The 20,666-nt window shown below is 74.7% G+C and carries 15 protein-coding genes; 7 read left to right on the top strand and 8 right to left on the bottom strand.

The genetic code is table 11. The features are described 5' to 3' along the window. Positions 1-145: 145 nt before the first annotated feature. From ACQFYA_RS15030 to ACQFYA_RS15040, 3 genes are read left to right on the top strand one after another with little or no spacing between them, the layout of a single operon-like run. Positions 146-2,221 (top strand): alpha-1,4-glucan--maltose-1-phosphate maltosyltransferase, encoded by a 2,076-nt coding sequence (locus ACQFYA_RS15030; protein WP_499125514.1) that lies wholly within the window; start codon positions 146-148, stop codon positions 2,219-2,221. Between the two features lie 22 nt (positions 2,222-2,243). Further along, entirely contained in the window at positions 2,244-4,022 is a 1,779-nt protein-coding gene (treS, locus tag ACQFYA_RS15035; RefSeq protein WP_499125516.1) for a maltose alpha-D-glucosyltransferase, read from the top strand. After that, a complete protein-coding gene (locus ACQFYA_RS15040) occupies positions 4,019-5,464 on the top strand; it encodes a maltokinase N-terminal cap-like domain-containing protein (protein ID WP_499125518.1) in 1,446 nt (481 codons plus the stop codon). The genes treS and ACQFYA_RS15040 overlap by 4 nt, the downstream gene beginning before the upstream one ends. Before the next feature lie 4 nt (positions 5,465-5,468). Here the strand turns inward: ACQFYA_RS15040 and ACQFYA_RS15045 are convergent, their stop codons facing one another. Continuing rightward, the gene (locus tag ACQFYA_RS15045; protein WP_499125520.1) at positions 5,469-8,108 is read right to left on the bottom strand and encodes a glycoside hydrolase family 2 protein; all 2,640 of its coding nucleotides are present in this window, start codon (positions 8,106-8,108) and stop codon (positions 5,469-5,471) included. 112 nt (positions 8,109-8,220) lie between these two features. Beyond that, a complete protein-coding gene (locus ACQFYA_RS15050) occupies positions 8,221-9,237 on the bottom strand; it encodes a LacI family DNA-binding transcriptional regulator (protein ID WP_499125522.1) in 1,017 nt (338 codons plus the stop codon). A 102-nt stretch (positions 9,238-9,339) separates the two neighbouring features. Between ACQFYA_RS15050 and glgB the strand changes: the two genes are divergently transcribed. Then, positions 9,340-11,562 carry a 1,4-alpha-glucan branching protein GlgB gene (glgB, locus tag ACQFYA_RS15055; RefSeq protein WP_499125523.1) on the top strand — a complete coding sequence of 741 codons (2,223 nt, stop codon included), beginning with the start codon at positions 9,340-9,342 and terminating at the stop codon, positions 11,560-11,562. A 103-nt stretch (positions 11,563-11,665) separates the two neighbouring features. On the opposite strand, the gene ACQFYA_RS15060 is transcribed toward glgB, so the two are convergent. Genes ACQFYA_RS15060 through ACQFYA_RS15070 form a run of 3 tightly spaced genes read right to left on the bottom strand, consistent with a single transcriptional unit; the run spans position 11,666 to position 15,003 of the window. Next, a complete protein-coding gene (locus ACQFYA_RS15060; RefSeq protein WP_499125525.1) occupies positions 11,666-12,619 on the bottom strand; it encodes a tetratricopeptide repeat protein in 954 nt (317 codons plus the stop codon). A gap of 24 nt (positions 12,620-12,643) precedes the next feature. After that, on the bottom strand, positions 12,644-13,657 hold the full coding sequence (locus ACQFYA_RS15065) for a DUF8094 domain-containing protein (protein ID WP_499125526.1): 1,014 nt from the start codon (positions 13,655-13,657) through the stop codon (positions 12,644-12,646). Then, positions 13,654-15,003, bottom strand: coding sequence for a hypothetical protein (locus tag ACQFYA_RS15070; protein WP_499125528.1), 1,350 nt, complete (start codon positions 15,001-15,003; stop codon positions 13,654-13,656). The genes ACQFYA_RS15065 and ACQFYA_RS15070 overlap by 4 nt, the downstream gene beginning before the upstream one ends. Before the next feature lie 310 nt (positions 15,004-15,313). On the opposite strand from ACQFYA_RS15070, the gene ACQFYA_RS15075 reads away from it, so the two are divergent. Then, positions 15,314-16,816, top strand: a complete 1,503-nt coding sequence (locus tag ACQFYA_RS15075) for a hypothetical protein (protein WP_499125529.1) — start codon at positions 15,314-15,316, stop codon at positions 16,814-16,816. A 93-nt stretch (positions 16,817-16,909) separates the two neighbouring features. Here ACQFYA_RS15075 and ACQFYA_RS15080 read toward each other — a convergent pair whose 3' ends face one another. From ACQFYA_RS15080 to ACQFYA_RS15090, 3 genes are read right to left on the bottom strand one after another with little or no spacing between them, the layout of a single operon-like run. Continuing rightward, a complete protein-coding gene (locus ACQFYA_RS15080; protein WP_499125531.1) occupies positions 16,910-17,755 on the bottom strand; it encodes an alpha/beta fold hydrolase in 846 nt (281 codons plus the stop codon). A gap of 35 nt (positions 17,756-17,790) precedes the next feature. Then, positions 17,791-18,573, bottom strand: a complete 783-nt coding sequence (locus ACQFYA_RS15085; RefSeq protein ID WP_499125533.1) for an alpha/beta hydrolase — start codon at positions 18,571-18,573, stop codon at positions 17,791-17,793. Between the two features lie 51 nt (positions 18,574-18,624). Further along, positions 18,625-18,924, bottom strand: a complete 300-nt coding sequence (locus tag ACQFYA_RS15090; RefSeq protein ID WP_499125534.1) for an Rv1322 family protein — start codon at positions 18,922-18,924, stop codon at positions 18,625-18,627. Between the two features lie 119 nt (positions 18,925-19,043). On the opposite strand from ACQFYA_RS15090, the gene ACQFYA_RS15095 reads away from it, so the two are divergent. Together ACQFYA_RS15095 and ACQFYA_RS15100 are read left to right on the top strand one after the other, a co-directional pair. Then, positions 19,044-20,009 (top strand): FKBP-type peptidyl-prolyl cis-trans isomerase, encoded by a 966-nt coding sequence (locus ACQFYA_RS15095; RefSeq protein ID WP_499125536.1) that lies wholly within the window; start codon positions 19,044-19,046, stop codon positions 20,007-20,009. Between the two features lie 120 nt (positions 20,010-20,129). Beyond that, positions 20,130-20,642, top strand: coding sequence for a phosphoribosyltransferase (locus ACQFYA_RS15100; protein ID WP_499125537.1), 513 nt, complete (start codon positions 20,130-20,132; stop codon positions 20,640-20,642). Positions 20,643-20,666 lie beyond the last annotated feature (24 nt).

Here is a 20,666-nt window from a genome sequence, read left to right on the forward strand (position 1 = left end):
AGTTCAGATCCCCGCGAGGTAGTCCGGATCCCCGCGAGGTAGTGGTCTGGACCACTACCTCGCGGGGATCCGGACTACGTCGGCGAGAGTCGGACTCCCTCGCGGACCGGGTGTCCGCGCGCGCCGGGGAGGTGCGCTGGCTAGCGTGGAGGCCGTGACGTCTCCGCTGCCCACGCCGCACGTGCCGATCGGACGGATCCCCGTCCTGGAGCTCTCCCCCGTCGTCGAGGGCGGGCGCTGGCCGGCGAAGGCCACGGTCGGCGAGGTCGTGCCCGTCGAGGCGACGGTCTTCCGCGAGGGGCACGACGCCGTCGGGGCCACCGCCGTCCTCCTCGCGCCGGACGGCGAGGTGCACAGCACCGCCCCGATGGTCGACGTCGCCCCCGGCCTCGACCGGTTCCGCGGCTTCCTGCAGCCCGACGCCACGTCCGACGGCGCCGCGGACTGGTCGTTCCGCGTCGAGGCGTGGTCGGACCCGTACGGCACGTGGGCGCACGACGCCGTGATCAAGTTCGACGCGGGGCAGGACGTCGACCTCGTGCTGGCGGAGGGCCGACGGCTGTTCGAGCGCATCGTGGCCCCGGACCTGCAGGCCGCCCGCACCGCCGAGGACGCCGCCACGCTCGAGGCCGCGGCCCGCGAGCTCGCGGACGCCACCCGCCCGCCCGAGGCGCGCCTCGCGATGGCGATGACGTCGGCGGTCAAGGACGCGCTCCGGCGCTCCCCGCTGCGCGACCTGGTGACCGCGAGCGCCGCGTACCCGCTGCGGGTCAGCCGCCCGCTGGCGCTCGCGGCGAGCTGGTACGAGTTCTTCCCGCGCTCCGAGGGCGCCACCCGGCGCAAGGACGGCACCTGGCGCTCGGGCACGTTCCGCACGGCGGCGAAGCGCCTGCCCGCGATCGCGGCGATGGGGTTCGACGTCGTCTACCTCACGCCGGTGCACCCGATCGGCACGACGTTCCGCAAGGGCCGCAACAACACGCTGGACCCGCAGCCGGGCGACCCGGGCAGCCCGTACGCGATCGGCTCGCCCGAGGGCGGGCACGACGCGATCCACCCGGGGCTGGGCACGGAGAAGGAGTTCCGGGCCTTCGTCGCCGCGGCCCGGACGGAGGGGCTCGAGGTGGCGCTCGACCTCGCGCTGCAGTGCTCGCCCGACCACCCGTGGGTGACGGAGCACCCGGAGTGGTTCAGCGTCCGCGCGGACGGCAGCATCGCCTACGCCGAGAACCCGCCCAAGAAGTACCAGGACATCTACCCGCTGAACTTCGACCGCGACCCGGAGGGGCTGTCGGCGGAGATCCTGCGGATCGTGCGGCTGTGGATCGACCGCGGCGTGACGGCGTTCCGCGTGGACAACCCGCACACCAAGCCGCTGGACTTCTGGGAGTGGCTGCTCACGCAGGTGCACGCCACCCGTCCCGACGTGATCTTCCTGTCGGAGGCGTTCACCCGCCCGGCGATGATGCAGACGCTGGCGCGCATCGGCTTCCACCAGTCGTACACGTACTTCACCTGGCGCAACGACAAGGCCGAGATCGAGGAGTACCTGCGGGAGGTCTCCGGCCCGCAGGGCTCGGTGCTGCGCCCGTCGTTCTGGCCGACGACGCACGACATCCTGCCGCCCTACCTCCAGCACGGCGGAGTCGCGGGGTTCGCCGTCCGCGCCGTGCTCGCCGCGACCGGCTCCCCCACCTGGGGCGTCTACTCGGGCTACGAGCTGGTGGAGAACGTGCCGCGCCCGGGCGTCGAGGAGCAGATCGACAACGAGAAGTACGAGTACAAGCCGCGCGACTGGTCGCAGGCCGACGTCATCGGCGTCTCGACGCTGCTGCGGCGGCTCAACGAGGTCCGGCGCGCGCACCCGGCGCTGCAGCAGCTGCGCGACCTGGCGGTGCACCCGACGACGAACGACCAGGTCGTCGCGTTCTCCCGCCGGGTGCGGGCCGAGCACCTGCCCGCGGCGGGGCGGCCCGGCGCCACGCACGACGACGTCGTGCTCGTGGTGCTCAACCTCGACCCGTGGGAGACGCAGGAGTCCACCGTCCTCCTCGACCTCGAGGCCCTCGGCCTCACCCGGCCGGACGGCGTGGAGGACCAGCCGTTCTTCGTCGTGCACGACGAGCTGTCCGGCGCCACGTACCCGTGGGGCGCGCACCCGTACGTGCGTCTCGACCCGCGCGAGCAGGTGTCGCACGTGCTCACGGTCGGGCTGGCATGACCGCGCCGCGGAGCGTGCCCGGATGACCCCCGAGGTGCCCCGCCCGATCACGCGGCAGGTGCCGGTGCAGGCGCTGCCCACGCGGCCGCAGCCCGCTCCCCCGCCGCTGGACAAGCCGGGGCTGTCCGACGACCCGGAGTGGTACCGCACGGCGGTGTTCTACGAGGTCATCGTGCGGGCCTTCTCGGACACGGGCGGCGGGGGCACGGGCGACCTGCGCGGCGTGACGGAGCGGCTCGACTACCTCCAGTGGCTGGGCGTGGACTGCCTGTGGCTGCCGCCGTTCTACCCGTCGCCGCTGCGCGACGGCGGGTACGACATCGCGGACTACACGTCGATCGCGAGCCAGTACGGCACCGTCGGCGACTTCACGGACCTCATCGAGGCGGCGCACGCGCGCGGCATCCGCGTGGTGGTGGACCTGGTGATGAACCACACCAGCGACCAGCACCCGTGGTTCCAGTCGTCGCGCGCCGACCCGGAGGGCCCGTACGGCGACTTCTACGTGTGGTCGGACGACGACACGCGCTATCCGGACGCCCGCATCATCTTCGTGGACACGGAGACGTCCAACTGGACCTTCGACCCGGTGCGGCGGCAGTTCTTCTGGCACCGGTTCTTCCAGCACCAGCCGGACCTCAACTTCGAGAACCCGCGCGTGGTGGACGCGATGCTCGACGTGGCGCGGTTCTGGCTGGGGATCGGGGTGGACGGCTTCCGCCTGGACGCGGTGCCGTACCTGTTCGAGGCCGAGGGCACCAACTGCGAGAACCTGCCGGAGACGCACGCCTTCCTGCGCCGGGTGCGCCGCATGATCGACGACGAGTACCCGGGCCGCATCATGCTGGCCGAGGCGAACCAGTGGCCGCAGGAGGTGGTGGACTACTTCGGCACCGCGGACGAGCCCGAGTGCCACATGTGCTTCCACTTCCCCGTGATGCCGCGCGTCTACTACGCGATGCGCGACCAGCGCGCCCGGCCCCTGCTGGACATCCTGGCCGACACCCCGGGCATCCCGGCGCCGGGCGGCCAGTGGTCCACGTTCCTGCGCAACCACGACGAGCTCACGCTCGAGATGGTCTCCACCGAGGAGCGCGCGGCGATGTACGGGTGGTTCGCGCCCGACCCGCGGATGCGGGCCAACATCGGTATCCGCCGCCGGCTGTCGCCGCTGCTCGACAACTCGCGCAAGGAGATCGAGCTGGCGCACGCGCTGCTGCTGAGCCTGCCCGGCAGCCCGTGCCTGTACTACGGCGACGAGATCGGCATGGGCGACAACATCTGGCTGCCCGACCGGGACGCGGTGCGCACCCCCATGCAGTGGACGCCGGACCGCAACGCGGGGTTCTCCACCGCCGACCCCGGCCAGCTGTATCTGCCGCTGGTGCAGTCGCTGGTGCACCACTACCAGCACACCAACGTCGAGGCGCAGCTCGCGCAGCCGTCGTCGCTGCTCCACTGGGTGCACGGCATGCTCGCGGTGCGCCGGCTCCACCCGGCGTTCGGCACCGGGGGCTTCGCCCCGCTCGACACGGACGACGAGGCGGTGATCGCGTTCCTGCGGACGACGCCGGGCGAGACGCTGCTCGTGGCGGCGAACCTGTCGGCCACGGCGCGCTCGGCCCGGGTGCGGCTGCCGCGGCACGCCGGATGGTCGCTGACCGACGTCTTCGGCGGCGCCGGCTTCCCCGACGTGAGCCCGGACGGCGGCGTCACCATGACGTGGGGGTCGCGCGACTTCTACTGGCTGGTCCTCACCCCGCCGTCGCCCGGCGGTGCCTCGGGGGGCGAGCCGGCGTGACCGTCGTGCGGCCGGCCGCGGACGTCCCCGACCCCAGCGTCGGAGACCTCCTCGCGGCCTGGCTGCCCGGCCGGCGGTGGTTCCCCGCGGGCGGCGCGAGCGGCGCGGACGCGCGGGTCGAGCCGTGGCTGGCGGTGACGTTCGACGACGACGACGCGGGGCCGCCCGGCGGCGACGGCGCGGGCGTCGTCGTCCTCCTCGTCCGCGTGCGCGGCGCCGGCGTGCCCGGCGGCGAGGTGGTGGCGCAGGTGCCGCTGGTGCTCACCGACCCGGCCGAGCACGGCCCGGGGTTCGTCGCGGAGGTGCGGACCGCGGCGGGCGTCGTCGCGGTGCACGACGGCGGCGCCCACCCCGCCGGCTGGCTCGCGGCGCTGCGCGCCATGGGCGTGGGCGACGGCGTGCCGGACGACGCGCTGACGGCCGGCGGCCACGTGGTCGCGGGCGAGCAGTCGAACACGAGCGTCGTGCTGCCGGGTGTGCCGTCGCCCGACGGCGCGGGCGGGATGCTCAAGATCCTGCGCACGGTGACGCCCGGACCGCACCCCGACGTCGTGGTGCCGCGCGCCCTCACCCGCGCGGGCTGGGACGGCGTGCCGCGGTTCCTCGGCGCCCTGCAGGTCCCTGTCCCGCCGGTCGAGCCTGACGAGACCACGACGACCGGGTCCCGGCAGGCCCGGTCGACGGCCCTCGCCGTGCTCAGCGAGCTGGTGCCGCACGCCCGCGACGGCTTCGAGCTGGCCTGCGACCACGCCCGCCGCGGCGAGTCGTTCGGCCACCTCGCGGCGGACCTGGGGCGCGTCGTGGCGGAGCTGCACACCGTGCTCCGGCAGGCGATGCCGCCCGGCCCGCTGCTCGACCCGTCCCGGTTCGTCGCCGGCCTGCGGGACCGCGCGGCGCTCGCCGTCGCCGAGGCGCCCGTCCTGGCACGGCGCGCGGCGGAGATCGACGCGCTCCTGGGCGACATGGAGGGCTGGCTGCCCCGGCTGCGGCTCCAGACCGTGCACGGGGACCTGCACCTGGGCCAGGCCCTGCACGGCGCGACCGGCTGGAAGCTGCTCGACTTCGAGGGCGAGCCGCAGCGGCCGGCCGAGGAGCGCGCCGCCCCGGACCTCCCGCTGCGCGACGTCGCGGGCATGGTCCGTTCGTTCGCGTACGCGGCGGCGGTGGGCGGCGCGCACGACCCGGCGTGGGAGGCCGAGGCCGTGCACGCGTTCCTCGCGCGCTACCGGCAGTCGGCCGCCCCGTCGGCGGCGCTGCAGAGCCTCGGCACCCGCCGCACCCCCGAGCTCGACCCGCCCACCGCCGACGCGGTGCTCGCCGCGCTCGTGCTCGACAAGGCGCTCTACGAGGTCGTCTACGAGACCCGGCAGCGGCCGGCGTGGGCGCACATCCCGCTGACCGCCGTGGACCGGGTGCTCGACCGGGCTCGCCGCGCCCCCTGACGCCTCACCGCCGCCCGGCCGCCGCGAGCTCGTTGAGCGAGCGCAGCACCCCCGGGGCGGCGAGCCCCGCGAGGTCCACGACCGCGCCGTCGGGCAGCGTGACCTCGAGCTCCACGCTCTCGCCGGGCAGCAGGTCGACCAGCATGGTGTCGACCACGGCGTCGGGGTGGACCTTGTCGGCCAGCAGGGTGAGGTCCCGCACGAGGGTCGACGCCGTGACGCGCACCCGCGCCCCGGTCGCCGTGGCCGCCACGTCGGTGTCCAGCGCGGGCGCCTCGAGCGCCGAGTCCCGGGGCTCGGCGAAGAACCAGGTGGCGCGCTGCCCCCCGACGGCGGCGGCGACCAGCTCGCGGTCGACGGCGGCGGGGACCGCCACGTCGGCGGGGACCGGCACGGTCAGCGTGCCGCGGGGCGCGACGTCCACCGGGACGGTCGTGGCCGCGGCCGCCGCGCCGTCGAACCCGAGGCGGCGCAGCTCCAGGTCGCCCGCCCACGGCTCGTCGGTGTCGTTGACGAGGACGACGGCCAGCCCGTCGGTGCCGTCGCCGGCCGGCTCGCCGCCGTCGGCCGAGCGCGGCTGGACGGTCACGAGCCGGTCGGCGAACGCGCGCCGGATCCCGTGCAGCAGCGGCTTCGCGTGGCCGTCGCCGTCCACGGCGGCCCACGACGTGACCGGCCAGCAGTCGTTGAGCTGCCACATCACGGCACCCATGCAGCGCGGGCTCCAGGAGCGCAGGTGCTCGAGGGCGACGCGCACCGCGGTGGCCTGGTTCCAGGACATCGCCCAGTGCCAGTCGTCCATGTCGTCGGGCAGCGGCACGTGCGCCACCAGGCCGTCGGTGAGCTTGTCGTTGCCGCTCATCGCCTTCTGGTGCACGCGCATGCCCGGCGACTCGGGGGTGAGCGGGTCGTCGCTGACCGACCGGGTGAGCGTGGACCAGGTGGGCGGGCCCTGCCACCCGAACTCCGCCATGAAGCGCGGCACCACGTCGCGGTAGTGGGGCCAGTCCTCGCGGTTCCACAGCTCCCACGAGTGCATCGAGCCGTGCTCGGGGTCGTTCGGGAACACGTCCAGGCTGCCCGACCACGGGCTCGACGGCGTGTACGGGCGGCCCGGGTCCAGCTCCGCCACGACCGACGGCAGCAGCTCGGTGTAGTACCCGAGGCCCCAGGTCTTGCCCTCCAGCCGCTTGATCCAGCCCCACGTCTGGTGGCCCCAGATGTTCTCGTTGCTCCCGTTCCACAGCACGAGGCTCGGGTGCGGCATCAGGCGGGTCACGTTGTCGCGCGCCTCGGCCTCCACCTCGGCGCGCAGCGGCTCCTCCTCGGCGTACGCGGCGCAGGCGAACGCGAAGTCCTGCCACACGAGCACGCCCCGCTCGTCGCACAGGTCGTAGAACGCGTCGTCCTCGTAGAGGCCGCCGCCCCAGACGCGCAGCAGGTTCATGTGCGCCTGCTCGGCCTGGTCCAGGCGGGCGGCGTACCGCTCCCGCGTGACCCGGTGCGGGAAGGCGTCGTCCGGGATCCAGTTGGCTCCCCGGACCCACACGGGGCGGTCGTTGACGACGATCGTGAACGACGTCCCGTGCTCGTCGGGCACGAGGTCGAGGCGCACCGAGCGGAAGCCGACCCGGCCCGCCCACGCGTCGGCCGCGCCGTCCCCGGCCTCGGGCGCCACGGTGACCTCGACGCCGTACAGCGGGTGCTCCCCGTGGCCGCGGGGCCACCACAGGCGGGCGTCGCGCACGTCGACGGGCACGACGGCGGAGCGCTCCCCCGCGGGCACGGTCACGGTCGCGGACTCCCGCGCGCCGTGGCCGGCGACGGTCGCGGTGACGGTCACCGGCCCGTCGGACCCGGCGCGCTCCAGGTCCACGTGCACGTCGACGTGGCCGTCCGCGGCCGGCGCGCCGGACGGCACCGCGGGCACGGCCGGCACGGTGACGACGGGGCGCACGGCCGCGAGGCGGGCGACGCTCCACGACTCGAGCCGCACCGGGCGCCAGATGCCCGAGGTGGCGGTGTCGATGCCCCAGTCCCAGCCGAAGCTGCACGCCATCTTGCGGATGGCGTTGAACGGGTGGTGGTTGACCTGCGGCCGGTAGCCGAGGGCGAGGCTCTGCGCGTCGGCGTACCGCACGGGCGAGGAGAACCGGACCACGAGCTCGTTGTCGCCGGGCACCAGCGCCGCGGCGACGTCGAACCGGTAGGTGCGGTGCATGTTCGCCGTCGCGCCCACCGGCGTGCCGTTCAGCCGCAGGTCGGCCACGGTGTCGAGGCCGTCGAGCACGAGGTCGTGCCGGTCGTGGCCGTCGGGCTCCCACGCGAACGTGGTGCGGTACTCCCAGTCGCACCGCCCGATCCACGCCAGCAGGGCCTCGTGGTCGTCGAGGTACGGGTCGGGGATCAGCCCGGCGGCGAGCAGGTCCGTGTGCACGCTGCCCGGCACCGTGGCGGGGACGCCCTCGGAAGGCAGGCTCGCGGCGAACCCGGCGGGCGCGGGCCCTCCCGCGAGCCGTACCGACCAGCCCTGGTGCAGCTCGCGGCGCGACGCGCCGGCGGGCTCGGTGCCGGTGCCGGTCCGGGTGCCGGTCACAGGGAGGCTCGGGGTGGCGGTGGGGGCCGGGCTCGGCGTGGGGCTCATGCGGTCGCTCCTGTGGGTGGTCGGACGTTCCCTGGGGGGTGACGCTTCCCCGTCGCGACGGTGCGACCCCGGCAATAGTGAAGCGGTTAAGCGATCGGAAGTCCAGCCCCGGTCATCCCGCGTGCCGCGCGGTGGTGCCGCGCGCCCGCAGCGTGGGGACCGAGTCCAGGAAGCTGCCGGGCTCCGCCCCGTCGATCCGGTCGAAGAGCCGCCGCGCCACGTGCGCACCGTACTTCTTCACGTCGTGGCTCAGCGCGGTGAGGCGCGGGAACGTGGCCTCGCACAGGGGCGAGTCGTCCCACGCCACCATCGAGACGTCCTCGGGCACCCGGAGGCCCACCTCCGCGGCCACGCCCAGCCCGGCCACGGCCATCACGTCGTTGTCGTAGATGATCGCCGACGGGCGGTCGGCGAGGGTGAGGACGGCCCGGGTCACCCCGGCGCCCTGCACCGGGGAGTAGTCGGTGCGGGCCACGAGGCCCTCCGCCCCGACCGCCGCGATCTCCTCGTCGAACGCGCGGTCGCGGATCGTGGTGTGCCCGAAGTCCGCCACCCCGGAGATGCGGGCGATGCGCCGGTGCCCCATCGCGTACAGGTAGCGCACCGACTCGCGCACGGCCGCGGCGTCGTCGGTCCACACGTTCGTCAGGCCGCCGGCGAGGCTCGTGTCCCCCACGACGACGGCGGGCAGCGCGTCGGGCAGCTGGAACGCCGGCAGGCGCGGGTCGTCCACGCGCGGGTCGATGATGATCACGCCGTCCACGCGCCGGGCGGCGCGCCAGGCGCGGTGCGTCCGCAGCTCGGCGTCGAGGTCCGGCACCACCTGGAGCAGCAGCGCGTAGGAGCGCTTGCTCAGCTCGAGCTCGATGCCCGCGAGGAACTGCATGTAGAACGACTCGACCCCGAGGGTGTCGGGGTCGCGCGCCAGCACCATGCCGACCGTCTCGCTGCGCGACCCCGACAGCGACCGGGCCGCCGAGCTCGGCTGCCAGCCGAGCTCGTCCGCGATGGCGAGGATGCGGGCGCGCGTCTGCTCCGAGACGCCCGGGCGGTCGTTCAGCGCGTATGACACCGCACCCGTCGAGACACCGGCCCGGCGGGCGATGTCGGAGATCGTGATCCTGGGCACGAGAGGTCCTCCTGAAGGTCGTGGAGAGCCTACTTCGCGCGGGATGCGCTCCCCGCGTGCGCCGCCATGTCGCCGTCGGGTCGTTCGTGGAACAGTGGCCCCATGACCGGGCCAGCCGCCGTCCCCGCACCTCCTCCCGTCGACCCCGAGGTGCTGACCGCGGTCGCGCAGGGCACCCTGCACGACCCGCACGCCCTGCTCGGGCCCCACCTGCTCGACGACGCCGGCGCGTGGGCCGTCGTGCGGGTGCTGCGGCCGCTGGCCGACGAGGTCGCGGTGGTGCTCCCCGACGCCGACGAGCTGCCCGCGCGGCACGTGGCGGCGGGCGTGTGGGAGGCGGTCGTGCCCGCACGCGTCGACGGCGCCGGGCGGCACGCCCCCGAGTACCGCGTGCGCACCCGGTACGACGAAGACGTGCAGGAGGTCGACGACCCGTACCGCTTCCTGCCCACGCTCGGCGAGGTGGACCTGCACCTGATCGCCGAGGGCCGCCACGAGGAGCTGTGGCGCGCGCTCGGCGCGAACCCCCGCCGCTTCCCGAGCGCGCTCGGGGAGATCACGGGCACGGCGTTCGCCGTCTGGGCCCCGAACGCGCGCGGCGTGCGGCTCGTGGGCGACCACAACCGGTGGACCACCGTGCACCCCATGCGCTCCCTCGGCGCGAGCGGCGTGTGGGAGCTGTTCGTGCCCGGCGTGGGCGCGGGCACCCGGTACAAGTACGAGGTGCTCGGCCCCGACCGCGTGTGGCGGGCCAAGGCCGACCCGCTCGCCAAGGGCACGGAGGTGCCGCCCGCGACGGCGTCGGTCGTCGTCGACTCCGCCTACGCCTGGGACGACGCCGAGTGGATGGCCCGGCGCGCCGCGAGCGACCCGCACGGCGGCCCCATGAGCGTCTACGAGGTGCACCTCGGCTCCTGGCGCCCTGGCCTCGGCTACCGCGAGCTCGCCGAGGAGCTCACCGCGTACGTCGTCGAGCAGGGCTTCACCCACGTGGAGCTGCTGCCCGTGGCGGAGCACCCGTTCGGCGGGTCCTGGGGCTACCAGGTGACCGGCTACTACGCGCCGACGGCGCGGTTCGGCCACCCCGACGACTTCCGCCACCTCGTGGACCGGCTGCACGGGGCCGGCGTCGGCGTCATCCTCGACTGGGTGCCGGGCCACTTCCCGCGCGACGAGTTCGCCCTCGCGCGGTTCGACGGCTCGCCCCTGTACGAGCACCCCGACCCGCGCCGGGGCGAGCAGCCCGACTGGGGCACGTACGTCTTCGACTTCGGCCGCCGCGAGGTGCGCAACTTCCTCGTCGCCAACGCGACCTACTGGTTCGAGGAGTTCCACGCCGACGGCCTGCGCGTGGACGCCGTGGCGTCGATGCTCTACCTCGACTACTCCCGCAAGCCCGGCGAGTGGCTGCCCAACGTGCGCGGCGGGCGCGAGAACCTCGAGGCGATCGCGTTCCTGCAGGAGGCGAACGCCACGGCCTACCGCCGCACCCCCGGCGTCATGATGATCGCCGAGGAGTCCACGGCCTTCCCCGGCGTCACCCGGCCCACCGACGCGGGCGGACTCGGCTTCGGCCTGAAGTGGAACATGGGCTGGATGAACGACGGCCTGCGGTACGTGGCCCACGACCCGATGTACCGCCGCTACCACCACCACGAGCTGACGTTCTCGCTGGTCTACGCGTTCTCCGAGCAGTACGTGCTCCCGGTCAGCCACGACGAGGTGGTGCACGGCAAGGGCTCGCTGCTGCGCCGGATGCCCGGCGACCGCTGGAAGCAGCTCGCCGGGGTGCGCGCGTTCCTCGCCTACCAGTGGACGCACCCGGGCAAGCAGCTGCTCTTCATGGGGCAGGAGTTCGCGCAGGACGCCGAGTGGGACGAGGGATCCGGCCTCGACTGGTGGCACCTCCAGGACCCCGGCCACGCCGGCGTGCAGCGCCTGGTGCGCGACCTCAACGCCCTCTACCGCGCCACGCCCGCCCTGTGGGAGCGGGACTTCGACGCCGCCGGGTTCGAGTGGCTCGACGCCGACGACGCCGACCACGACACCCTCTCGTGGGTGCGTCGCGACGCCGCCGGCGCACCGGTGGTCGTCGTGGTGAACTTTGCGGGCGTGCCGCACGAGAGCTACCGCCTCGCCCTGCCCGACGGCGGCACCTGGGACGAGGCGCTCAACACGGACGCGCAGGACTACGGCGGCTCCGGGGTCGGCAACCTCGGCCGGGTGGAGGCCCAGGACGTCCCCTGGAAGGGCCGGCGGCACTCGACCACGGTGCGCGTCCCGCCGCTGGGCGCCCTGGTCCTGGTGCCAACCACGCCGAGATAGAGAACCCGGACCCGCGAGATAGAGCGGCCGGGACGACGCCGCAGCAGACTGCGGCGTCGTCCCGGCCTCTCTATCTCGCGGGTCCGGGTTCTCTATCTCGGCGTCAGTAGAGGCTGATCGCCAGGCGCTGGCGAGCCTTGACCACCCGCGGGTCGGTGGGCCCGACGATCTCGAAGTACTCGACGAGGCGCACGCGGAGCTTCTCCTTCGTGTCCGCGTCGGAGCCGGGCAGCAGCTCGAGGAGGCGCGCGAACGAGTCCTCGACCTTGCCGCCGAGCATGTCCGTGTCCGCGACGGCGAGCTGCGCGTCGACGTCCGCCGGCGCGTCGGCCGCGGCGGTGCGCACGGCCTGGAGGTCGGCGTCGCGGGTGCGCTGCAGCAGGCGGACCTGCGCCAGGCCGGCCACGGCCAGGGCGTCCTTCGGGTCCTGCTTGATCGCCTTCTGGTAGGCGGCGACCGCGGTGTCCAGGTCGTCGCGCTCGATCGCGTCGTACGCCTCCTGGTGCAGCGGCGGCAGCGGCTCCTCGACGGGCTCCGCCTCCGCCTCCTCGGGCTGGGCCTCGCCCTCGCCGCCCTGGGCCGGGGCGCGGCCGGTGACGCCGTTCTGCTCGGCGGCGGCCAGCACCTGGTCGAGCACGTCGCGCACCTGCTCCTCCGGCGCCGCGCCCTGGAACAGCGGCAGCGGCTGCCCCTGCAGCACGGCGACGACCGTCGGCACGCCCTGCACCTGGAACGCGGCCGCCACCTGCGGGTACGCCTGCGCGTCCAGGCGGCCGAGCAGGAAGCGCCCGGCGTGCTCCTCGGCGAGCCGCCCGAGCAGCTCCCCGAGGTCGGCGTTCGCCTTGTCCGTCGGGATCCACAGCAGCATGACGACCGGGTAGGTGGTCGAGTCCTGCACGACCTGCTGGAAGTTCGCGTCCGTCACGTCCAGCACGTACCCCCCGGCGGAGGGCGCGCCGCCGGGCTCGCCCGGCGGCGGGGACTGGGGACGGTTCAGCGCCGACAGGTCGACGGCGCCACGCGTGCTGAAGCTCGGGTCGGGCGTGGGGTTGGTCATGGACGCCATCCTATGAGCGCGGCGTCAGTTCGACGCCGCCGTCGCCACGTGGGAGTAGCCGAGCGGCCGGATCTTCTGGTCCGAGTCCTTCGGCGGCACGTACAGCGCCACCATGTCGGTGTACTCCGTGTCCAGCTTGTTGGTCGGGTCGGCGTCGCCCAGCAGCGCCTTCTGCGTCTCCGAGAGGGCGGGGATCTTGGAGTCCTCCTCCGCCTCCACGGACGTCTTGCCGTCGAGGACGCCCATCACCAGCGCCCCGCCGTCCGCGGTGCTCACGGAGCGCACCTCGTCCTTGCGGGCCGTGAACTTCTGGGTGTACTCCGCGCCGGTCTCCTCGAAGTTGTCGATGCCGCGCCACGCGGCCGCGTCCGACGCGGCGGCCGCGACCAGGTCCGCGTCGGGCAGGTCGAAGCTCTTCGCGAACGACGACTTCTTCGCCCCGAGGGTCACGATGTCGGCGTACTGCGCGAGCGCGTCGGTCGGCGTCGCGACCAGCGTGTCGTCGTCCGCCGCGACGGCCTCGGAGCCGATGCCGGCGTCGGCGAACGCGGGCATCACCACGCCGGGGATGAGCTGCACCCACGACCACATCTTGTAGTCCGCGCGGGCGGAGGCCTGCTCGAAAGCGACCAGGCGCGGCGTCTCGAGGTCCTCCGTGGCGGTGGTGATCGAGAAGCTCGTGCGCGGCCACCCCTCGGTGGTGGGGATGATCATCTGCTGGGACTCGCTCGGGATGTCCGTGACGAGCTCCGCGTTGTCCCGCTCCTTGGCGACGGCGAGCTGGCTCGCGCGCACCTCGTAGGCCGGCCCGGTGACGCGCGGCTTGAGGTCCTTGCCCGTCAGCGCCTTGTCGGCCTTCGCGACCGTGTCCGAGACCGCGGTGAACACCTGGGTGTCCTGCTCCTCGGTCAGCACGGGCCCGTCGAAGGCCTCGCCGGCCACGGGCTGGGGCACCTCGTCGGCGCAGCCGGCGAGCAGCGTCGCCGAGACGACGACGCTCGCGACGGCGAGGCCGCGGCGGGTGGTTCGGCGGTTCATCGGTTCTCCCCGTCGGTGTCGTTCGTGTCGGCGGCCTGCCCGGTGCGGGTGGCGTCGCCGAAGCCCCACGTCGCGCGCCAGGCGGCGGCGCGACCGGCGGGCGTGGCGGAGTCCGGCCGGGCGCGGCCGGCGGTCTCGCCGTCCGGCGCGGCCTGCGGGCGCACCGCCGGGATCGAGCCCGTGATGGCCCGCATCATGCGGGTCATGCCGCCCTGCTCGGAGGCCCGGCGGGCCTCCTCCTGCGCGCGCAGCTCGCGCCGTGTCATGCGCAGGGCGCCGGTCGCCGTGGTGGGCTCGGCGGGCACGGGCTCGTGCGGCGCCGGCTCGGTGGGCACCGGCTCGTGCGACGCCGGCTCGGCGGGCACCGCGCCGAAGGGCGCGGGCTGGGGCGCGGGCGACTCGGCGGACGCGGGGGCGCCGGCCTCGGCGTCCTCCTCGCTCCGGCGCCGGCGGGACCGGCGCATCAGGCGGCCGGTGAGCGGCACCTCGGCCGTGCCGACGGAGTCGCGCACCGTGCCGTCGTCCTCGGTCTCGCCCGGCTCCGGCGCGGCGGGCCCCTCGGCCGGGGTCACGCCCGGGGCGGCGGCGTCACGGTCGTCGCCGCGCACCGGGGCGAACGGCGCCGCGACGCCCGTCGACGGGCCGTCGCCGGGGAGGTCGGTGGGCTCGTCGTGCGACGGGCCGTCCTCGCCGTCGGCGCGGTCGGCGCGCTCCGCGCGGACCCGGCGGTTGCCGAGCACGAGGAGCACGGCGCCCACCACGACCAGCGCCGCGCCGACGCCGACGCCCGGCCACAGGTAGGGCGTCGTGACGGTGCGCGGCCACGTGAGCTCGAGGGTCGGCGCCGCCGCGCCCTCGCCCACGCCCGCGGCCAGCAGGGTCCAGCGGCCCGGACGGTCGCTCCAGCGCAGCGTGGCGCTGTTCTCGTCGGAGACCTCGGCGACCCACATGTCCGAACCGGCGGGGTCGGGACCCGGGTCCGGGACCTCGTTCGTCTTCGCGTCCTCGGCCGCGGGCTTGCCCGCCGCGACCGAGAGGTTGTCCCAGTCGCTGAGGCCGGTGACCCGGGAGTACGGGTCGTTGCCGACCCATCCCGCCACGTCGACGTCCCGGCCGACGGCCAGGGTGACCTTCTGCCCCTCGGGGACCGACGCGCTGACGGTGACGTCGCCACCGACCAGCCCGAGGACCCCGGGGTCGGTCACGACGAACGTGCCGTCACCGACCGGCGTGGCCGTGGCGACCACCGTGTCGGTGTCGCGCCAGACCGTGGCGGAGGCGACACCGAGCGCGGCGGCGGCCAGTCCGAGCAGGACCAGGACGCCACCCAGAATGCGTTGCAGCACCGAGCTTTCCCTTCGACGTGGACAGTCCAGCATAGGGACGACGCGGCGCGACCCGTCTACGTGGAGGCCCTGGCGGGCGGCGGTTCACGAACCCTTCACGACTCGCGTACCACCGCCGCGCCCCGGCTCCCGGCAGCCGTCACGACCGCCGGGACGGCGCCGGAACCCGCGCGTCGCGCCGTTTCCCCGAGGTGTGGGAAGATGCCTGATTCGTCCTTGAGGGCAAGTATGTCCCGAGTACCGGCGCCACAGCCGCACCACTATCCTGGCGAGGCTGGGACACCCACCCACGTACGACGGAGGTCTGCACGTGTCCGACGAGCGCACGCTCTTCCCGATCACCATGCGCGGTTACGACCGCACCCAGGTGGACGGCCACATCGCCCGACTCGAGCAGGCGCTGGAGGAGGCCCGCCGGAACGTCGAGAGCACCGACTCGCGCGCCATGCAGATCTCCTCGGAGCTCGCGCTGGTGCAGCGCCAGCTCCGCGAGAACGAGAAGCCGTCGTACGCCGGGCTCGGCTCCCGCGTCGAGCGCCTCCTGCGCTCCGCCGAGGAGCAGTCCACCGAGGTGCTCACGCAGGCCAACCAGCAGGCCGCGGACATCATGGCGCGGGCGAAGCTCTCGGCCGGCCAGGTGCGCGCCCGCGCGGAGTCCGAGGCCTCCGAGCTGCTGGGCAGCGCCCGGCGCGAGGCCGACGAGATCCGGTCGACGACGGCCGCCGAGGCGGAGGGCACGCTGCTGGCCGCCCAGCGCCGCGCCGAGGAGCTGGTCGGCTCCGCCGAGCGCGAGGCCGCCCTCATCACGTCCACGCTCTCCGCCGAGGAGAGCGAGCGGCGCGCCACGCTCGAGCGCGAGATCGGCGTCCAGCGGTCCACCGCCGAGCGCGAGACCACCGAGCTGCGCGTCTCCGCCGAGCGGGACACCGCGCAGCAGCGGGCGCAGGCCGCCGCCGAGGCCGCCGCCCTGCGCGAGGAGGCCGACCGGGAGTCGACCGACCTCCTCGAGCGCACCCGTCGCGAGGCGGCGCGCATCATCGCCGAGGCCAAGCACCACGCGGCCGAGGCCTCCGACACCGTCACCACCGAGCTGGAGCAGCTGCGCGAGCAGGCCCGCGCCGCGCTGGCCGACGCCGAGCTCGAGATCGCGCAGCGCCGCGAGCAGGTCGAGCACGAGGCGGCCGCCCGGCACGAGACCGCACGCCAGGAGACCGACCTGCTCGTCCGCGCGGCCGAGGAGCACGCGGCCGAGGCGGAGCAGCGCGTGGCGCTGGCCCTGCAGCAGGCCGAGAAGGTCCGCGCCGAGTCGGACGCGTACGTCAAGGCGCTCGTCGCGGACGCGCGCCGCACCGCCGACGCGGTCGTCGCCGAGGCACGCGAGTTCACCGAGCAGATGGTGAACGACGCCCGCACCGAGGCGGAGCACCACCGCACGACGGCGACCCGGCAGCTCGAGGACCTCACGCGCCGGCACGACTCGATCAACTCCTACCTCGAGGAGCTGCGCGGGCTGCTCGGGGCGGAGAAGTCCGCCCCCGCCGCGGGCCGGCCGTCCGCGGTCGAGCAGGCCGAGCCTGTCGCCTTCGTCCAGGCCCCCGAGCACGTCGAGCCCGTCGAGGAGCAGGCGGACGAGCCGACGGCAGAGCCGGTCGACGAGCCGGTCGACGATGTCGAGCCCGCCGCCGAGCCTGCCGTCGAGCCCGCCGCCGAGGTGACGGACGCCGAGCCCGCGGAGGACGTGGCCGCGGACGCCGAGCCCGCCGAGGCCGAGGCGGAGGCCGAGCAGGACGCCCCGGCGACGTCCAAGGCCTGACGGCCGCACCGGACCTGACGCGCCGCGGGCCGGCCACCCCACCGGGTGGCCGGCCCGCGGCGTCCGTGTCTGCGCGTCCCGCCCGCGCCCGGGTCAGCCTCTCGGCGCGGGCCGGTTCTGCCAGGGCCACCGGGGCGGGTGGGTGCGCTCGGCCACCCGCCGGTGCAGCAGCCCGAGCGCGGCCGCGACCGTGGCCGGGTCCTCGACGGCGCTCATGTGCCCGACGGCGGGCACGACGGTGAGCGCGGCGTCGACCGCCGCGTGCACCATGTGCTCCGCCTCGACGAGCGGGGTCAGCTGGTCCTCGGCGCCGACGACCACCGCGACGGGGCCGTCGAAGCGACGCAGGACGTCCGTGCGGTCGGTCCGCGCCGCCATGGTGCGCTGCGCCCACGCGACGCCGGCCGGCGACTGCGCGCGGATCCACGACTCGAGGAGCGGGAAGAGGTGACGACGCCTCTCGGCGCTCGTCGCGCCGAGCAGCGCGCCGGGCATGCTGAGCACCGGGTCGAGCGTCTGGCCCTCGACCACCGCGTCGGCGATCCGGAGCCGGTTGGCCCGCGCGGCGTCGAGGTCGGCGGTCGACTTGGTGTCGACGAGGCCGAGCCCGACGACGAACCCCGGATGCCGCTCGGCCAGGGCGAGCGCCACGTAGCCGCCCATCGACAGGCCCACCACCACCGCGTTGCCCTCGCCCTGCTCCCGCATGGTGCGGTAGACGGCGTCGGCCACGTCCTCGATCCGGGGCGGGACGCCCCCGAGGTCGGAATGCCCCTGGCCCGGCAGGTCCACGCCGATGGCGCGCACCCCCTCGGGGAGGGCCTCGGCGGCGGCCGACCACATGCGGTGGTCCAGCGGGAAGGCGTGCAGCAGCAACAGCGGCGTGCCCGCCCCGTCGTGGAGCGGGAAGGTCGCCAGGAGAGCGGAGGTGGTGGTCATCGTCGACTCCTCGTCATCGCCGTCTCATTGCCAGGTCATCTCGGTACCGACTCGGCCTGCTGCACGGCACCGTCGTACCGCGTCGGCAGCGGGTCGTGCCCGGGCAGCACGTGCCCGACGATCTCGTCGAGCACCCGGCGCACCGCCGGCTCCCCGACCCACAGGTGCTTCGCGCCGTCGACGCCGATGACCTCCGCCTGCGGGACGCGCGCGAACCGGCGCCGCGCCTCGTCGGGGCGCAGGTAGTCGTCGTGCTCCGGGACGAGGACGACCAGCGGGCGCCCGAAGGCCGCCCAGCGGTCCAGATCCTCGTCGGTGGCGCGGTGCAGCGGGGGCGAGAGCAGGATCGCGCCCTCCACGCTCGGGTCGGCGCCGTGCTTGAGCACCAGCTCGGTGCCGAACGACCAGCCGACGAGCCACGGCCGGGGCAGCTCGCGGAACTCCGCGAGCTCGATCGCGGCCGCGACGTCGTACCGCTCGGCGTCCCCGCCGTCGAAGGCGCCCTCGGAAGTGCCCCGGGGCGACGACGTCCCCCGGGTGTTGAACCGCAGCACCGCGAGGTCGGCGAGCGCGGGGAGGCGCCAGGCCGCCTTGCGGTAGACGTGCGAGTCCATGTAGCCGCCGTGCGTGGGCAGGGGATGGAAGGTCAGGAGCGTCGCGACCGGGTCGCGGTCCGCCGGCAGCGCCAGCTCGCCGACGAGCGTGAGCCCGTCCGCGGTGTGCAGCTCGACGTCCTCGCGCCGTGCGGGGAGCATCGTGAGCGAGCGGATCTGGTGGCCGGTGGCCCGGTCGGCGGAGTCGGCGGAGATGTCGTTCATCACTGCTCAGCGTAGTTCGGCCGGGCGCCGCTGGCCGGTCCGGGAGGCGGTTCAGCGCAGCCGGGCGCGGCGCTCCCAGCAGGAGGAGTGCCAGTGCCGGCGCTGCTCCACCCCGGCGGCCTCTCCCCCGACGACGTCCCGCGGCCACGCGACCACGTGCGGCGTGCCCGGCGGGATCTCCTGCCGGCAGGTGGGGCAGCGGTACCCCTTGTCGCCGCCGCGCAGGCGACGCACCGTCCACTCGCCGTCCTCGGCGCTCTCGCGCCGCACGCCGCCCAGGGCACGGTCGAGGTCGAGGGGCGGCGGCTCGGCGCCCCAGGGACGCTTGCGGGAGGGGCGACGCGAGGGCATGGGACCCATTGTCTCGTGCTCGCGCGGGTGCGGCACCGGGCTCGGCGCCCCTGGACGGCGCGGTCAGGCGATGCCGTTACAGTGGCCCGGTTCGTCCCCGCCGACCGAAGGACTCCCCCGTGAAGCTCCGCACGTCCGCCGCCGCCACCGCGCTGGCGCTGGCCGCGGCCCTGACCCTCACCGCCTGCGCCGACGACTCGGGCGACGGCGCCACGCCGTCGGCCTCGGCCTCGTCGTCCCCGGCCACGGAGGCGCCCGAACCCACCAAGGAGGACGTCGCTGCGCTCGAGTCCGTCAAGGTCGAGGGCGAGGCCGGCAAGGAGCCGAAGCTGAGCTTCAAGGCCCCGCTCGAGGTGTCCACCGCGACGTCGCGCGTCATCGACGAGGGCGACGGCGCCGAGCTCGCCGAGGGCATGCAGGTCACGGTCGACTTCGTCGGCTACCTCGGCAGCGACGGCTCGAGCCAGGGCTCCACCTGGCAGCAGAAGAAGCCGCAGAGCTTCGTCCTCGGCGACGCGAGCTACGGCGTCCTCACCGAGCCCCTCACCGGGCAGAAGGTGGGCTCCCGCGTCCTCGTCGCGTTCCCCTCGCAGGACCAGCAGGGCAACGCCGTGACCGCCGTCAACCTCATCGAGGTCACCGGCGCGAAGAAGATCCCGACCCGCGCCGACGGCGAGGCCGTCGAGCCCGAGAAGGGGCTGCCGACCGTCACGCTCGACGACTCCGGCAAGCCGTCCGTGAAGATCCCGGACGGCTACAAGGAGCCCGAGGACCTCGTGGTGCAGCCGCTCATCAAGGGCGACGGCGCCAAGGTCAAGGAGGACCAGACCGTCACCGCGCAGTACACCGGCTGGACGCTCGACGGCAAGCAGTTCGACTCCTCCTGGGACCGCGGCGCCCCGTCGTCGTTCTCGCTCCAGCAGGTCATCCCGGGGTGGACCAAGGGTCTCGCCGGCCAGACCGTCGGCAGCCAGGTGCTGCTGGTGATCCCGGCCGACCAGGCGTACGGCGCGGAGAAGAGCGACGACAACGAGCTCGCCGGCCAGACGCTGGTCTTCGTGGTCGACATCCTCGCCGCGGAGTGACGGCCGCCCGGCCGCCGGCGTGACGTCCCGCACGTCACCCGGTGGCCGCGCAGGTCAGCGTGGTCACGACGGCGGGCCCCCGGTCACGGGGGACCGCCGTCGCGCGTAGGGTCGGGTCCCATGAGCGCACAGCCCACCGAGCAGGCACCCGAGCGCGAGGTGCTCACCTGGACCCTGCTGCCCGACGCGATCCGCGAGCTGGCCGAGCGCGTCGTCGCGAGCGGCTTCCTGCCGGACGTCGTCGTCGCCGTCGCCCGCGGCGGCCTGGTCCCCGGCGGTGCCATGGCGTACGCGCTGGGCACCAAGGGGGTCGGCACGCTGAACGTCGAGTTCTACACGGACATCGGCAAGACCCTCGACGACCCGCGCGTGCTGCCGCCGCTCATGGACACGTCCGAGCTACCGGGCTCCAAGGTGCTCGTGGTGGACGACGTCGCGGACTCCGGCCGCACCCTCGCCCTGGTCATGGACATGCTCGGGAAGCTGGGCGCCGACGCCCGGTCCGCGGTGCTCTACACCAAGCCGCGCACGATCATCCGGCCGGACTACTCGTGGCGCGACACCGACCTGTGGATCACGTTCCCCTGGTCCGCGGAGCCGCCCGTGACGGGCGCCCACTCCGCCGACGTCTAGTGCCGAGGTAGTTCGATCCCCGCC

Source organism: Promicromonospora sp. Marseille-Q5078 (assembly GCF_050315395.1).
Taxonomy (GTDB): Bacteria; Actinomycetota; Actinomycetes; order Actinomycetales; family Cellulomonadaceae; genus Isoptericola.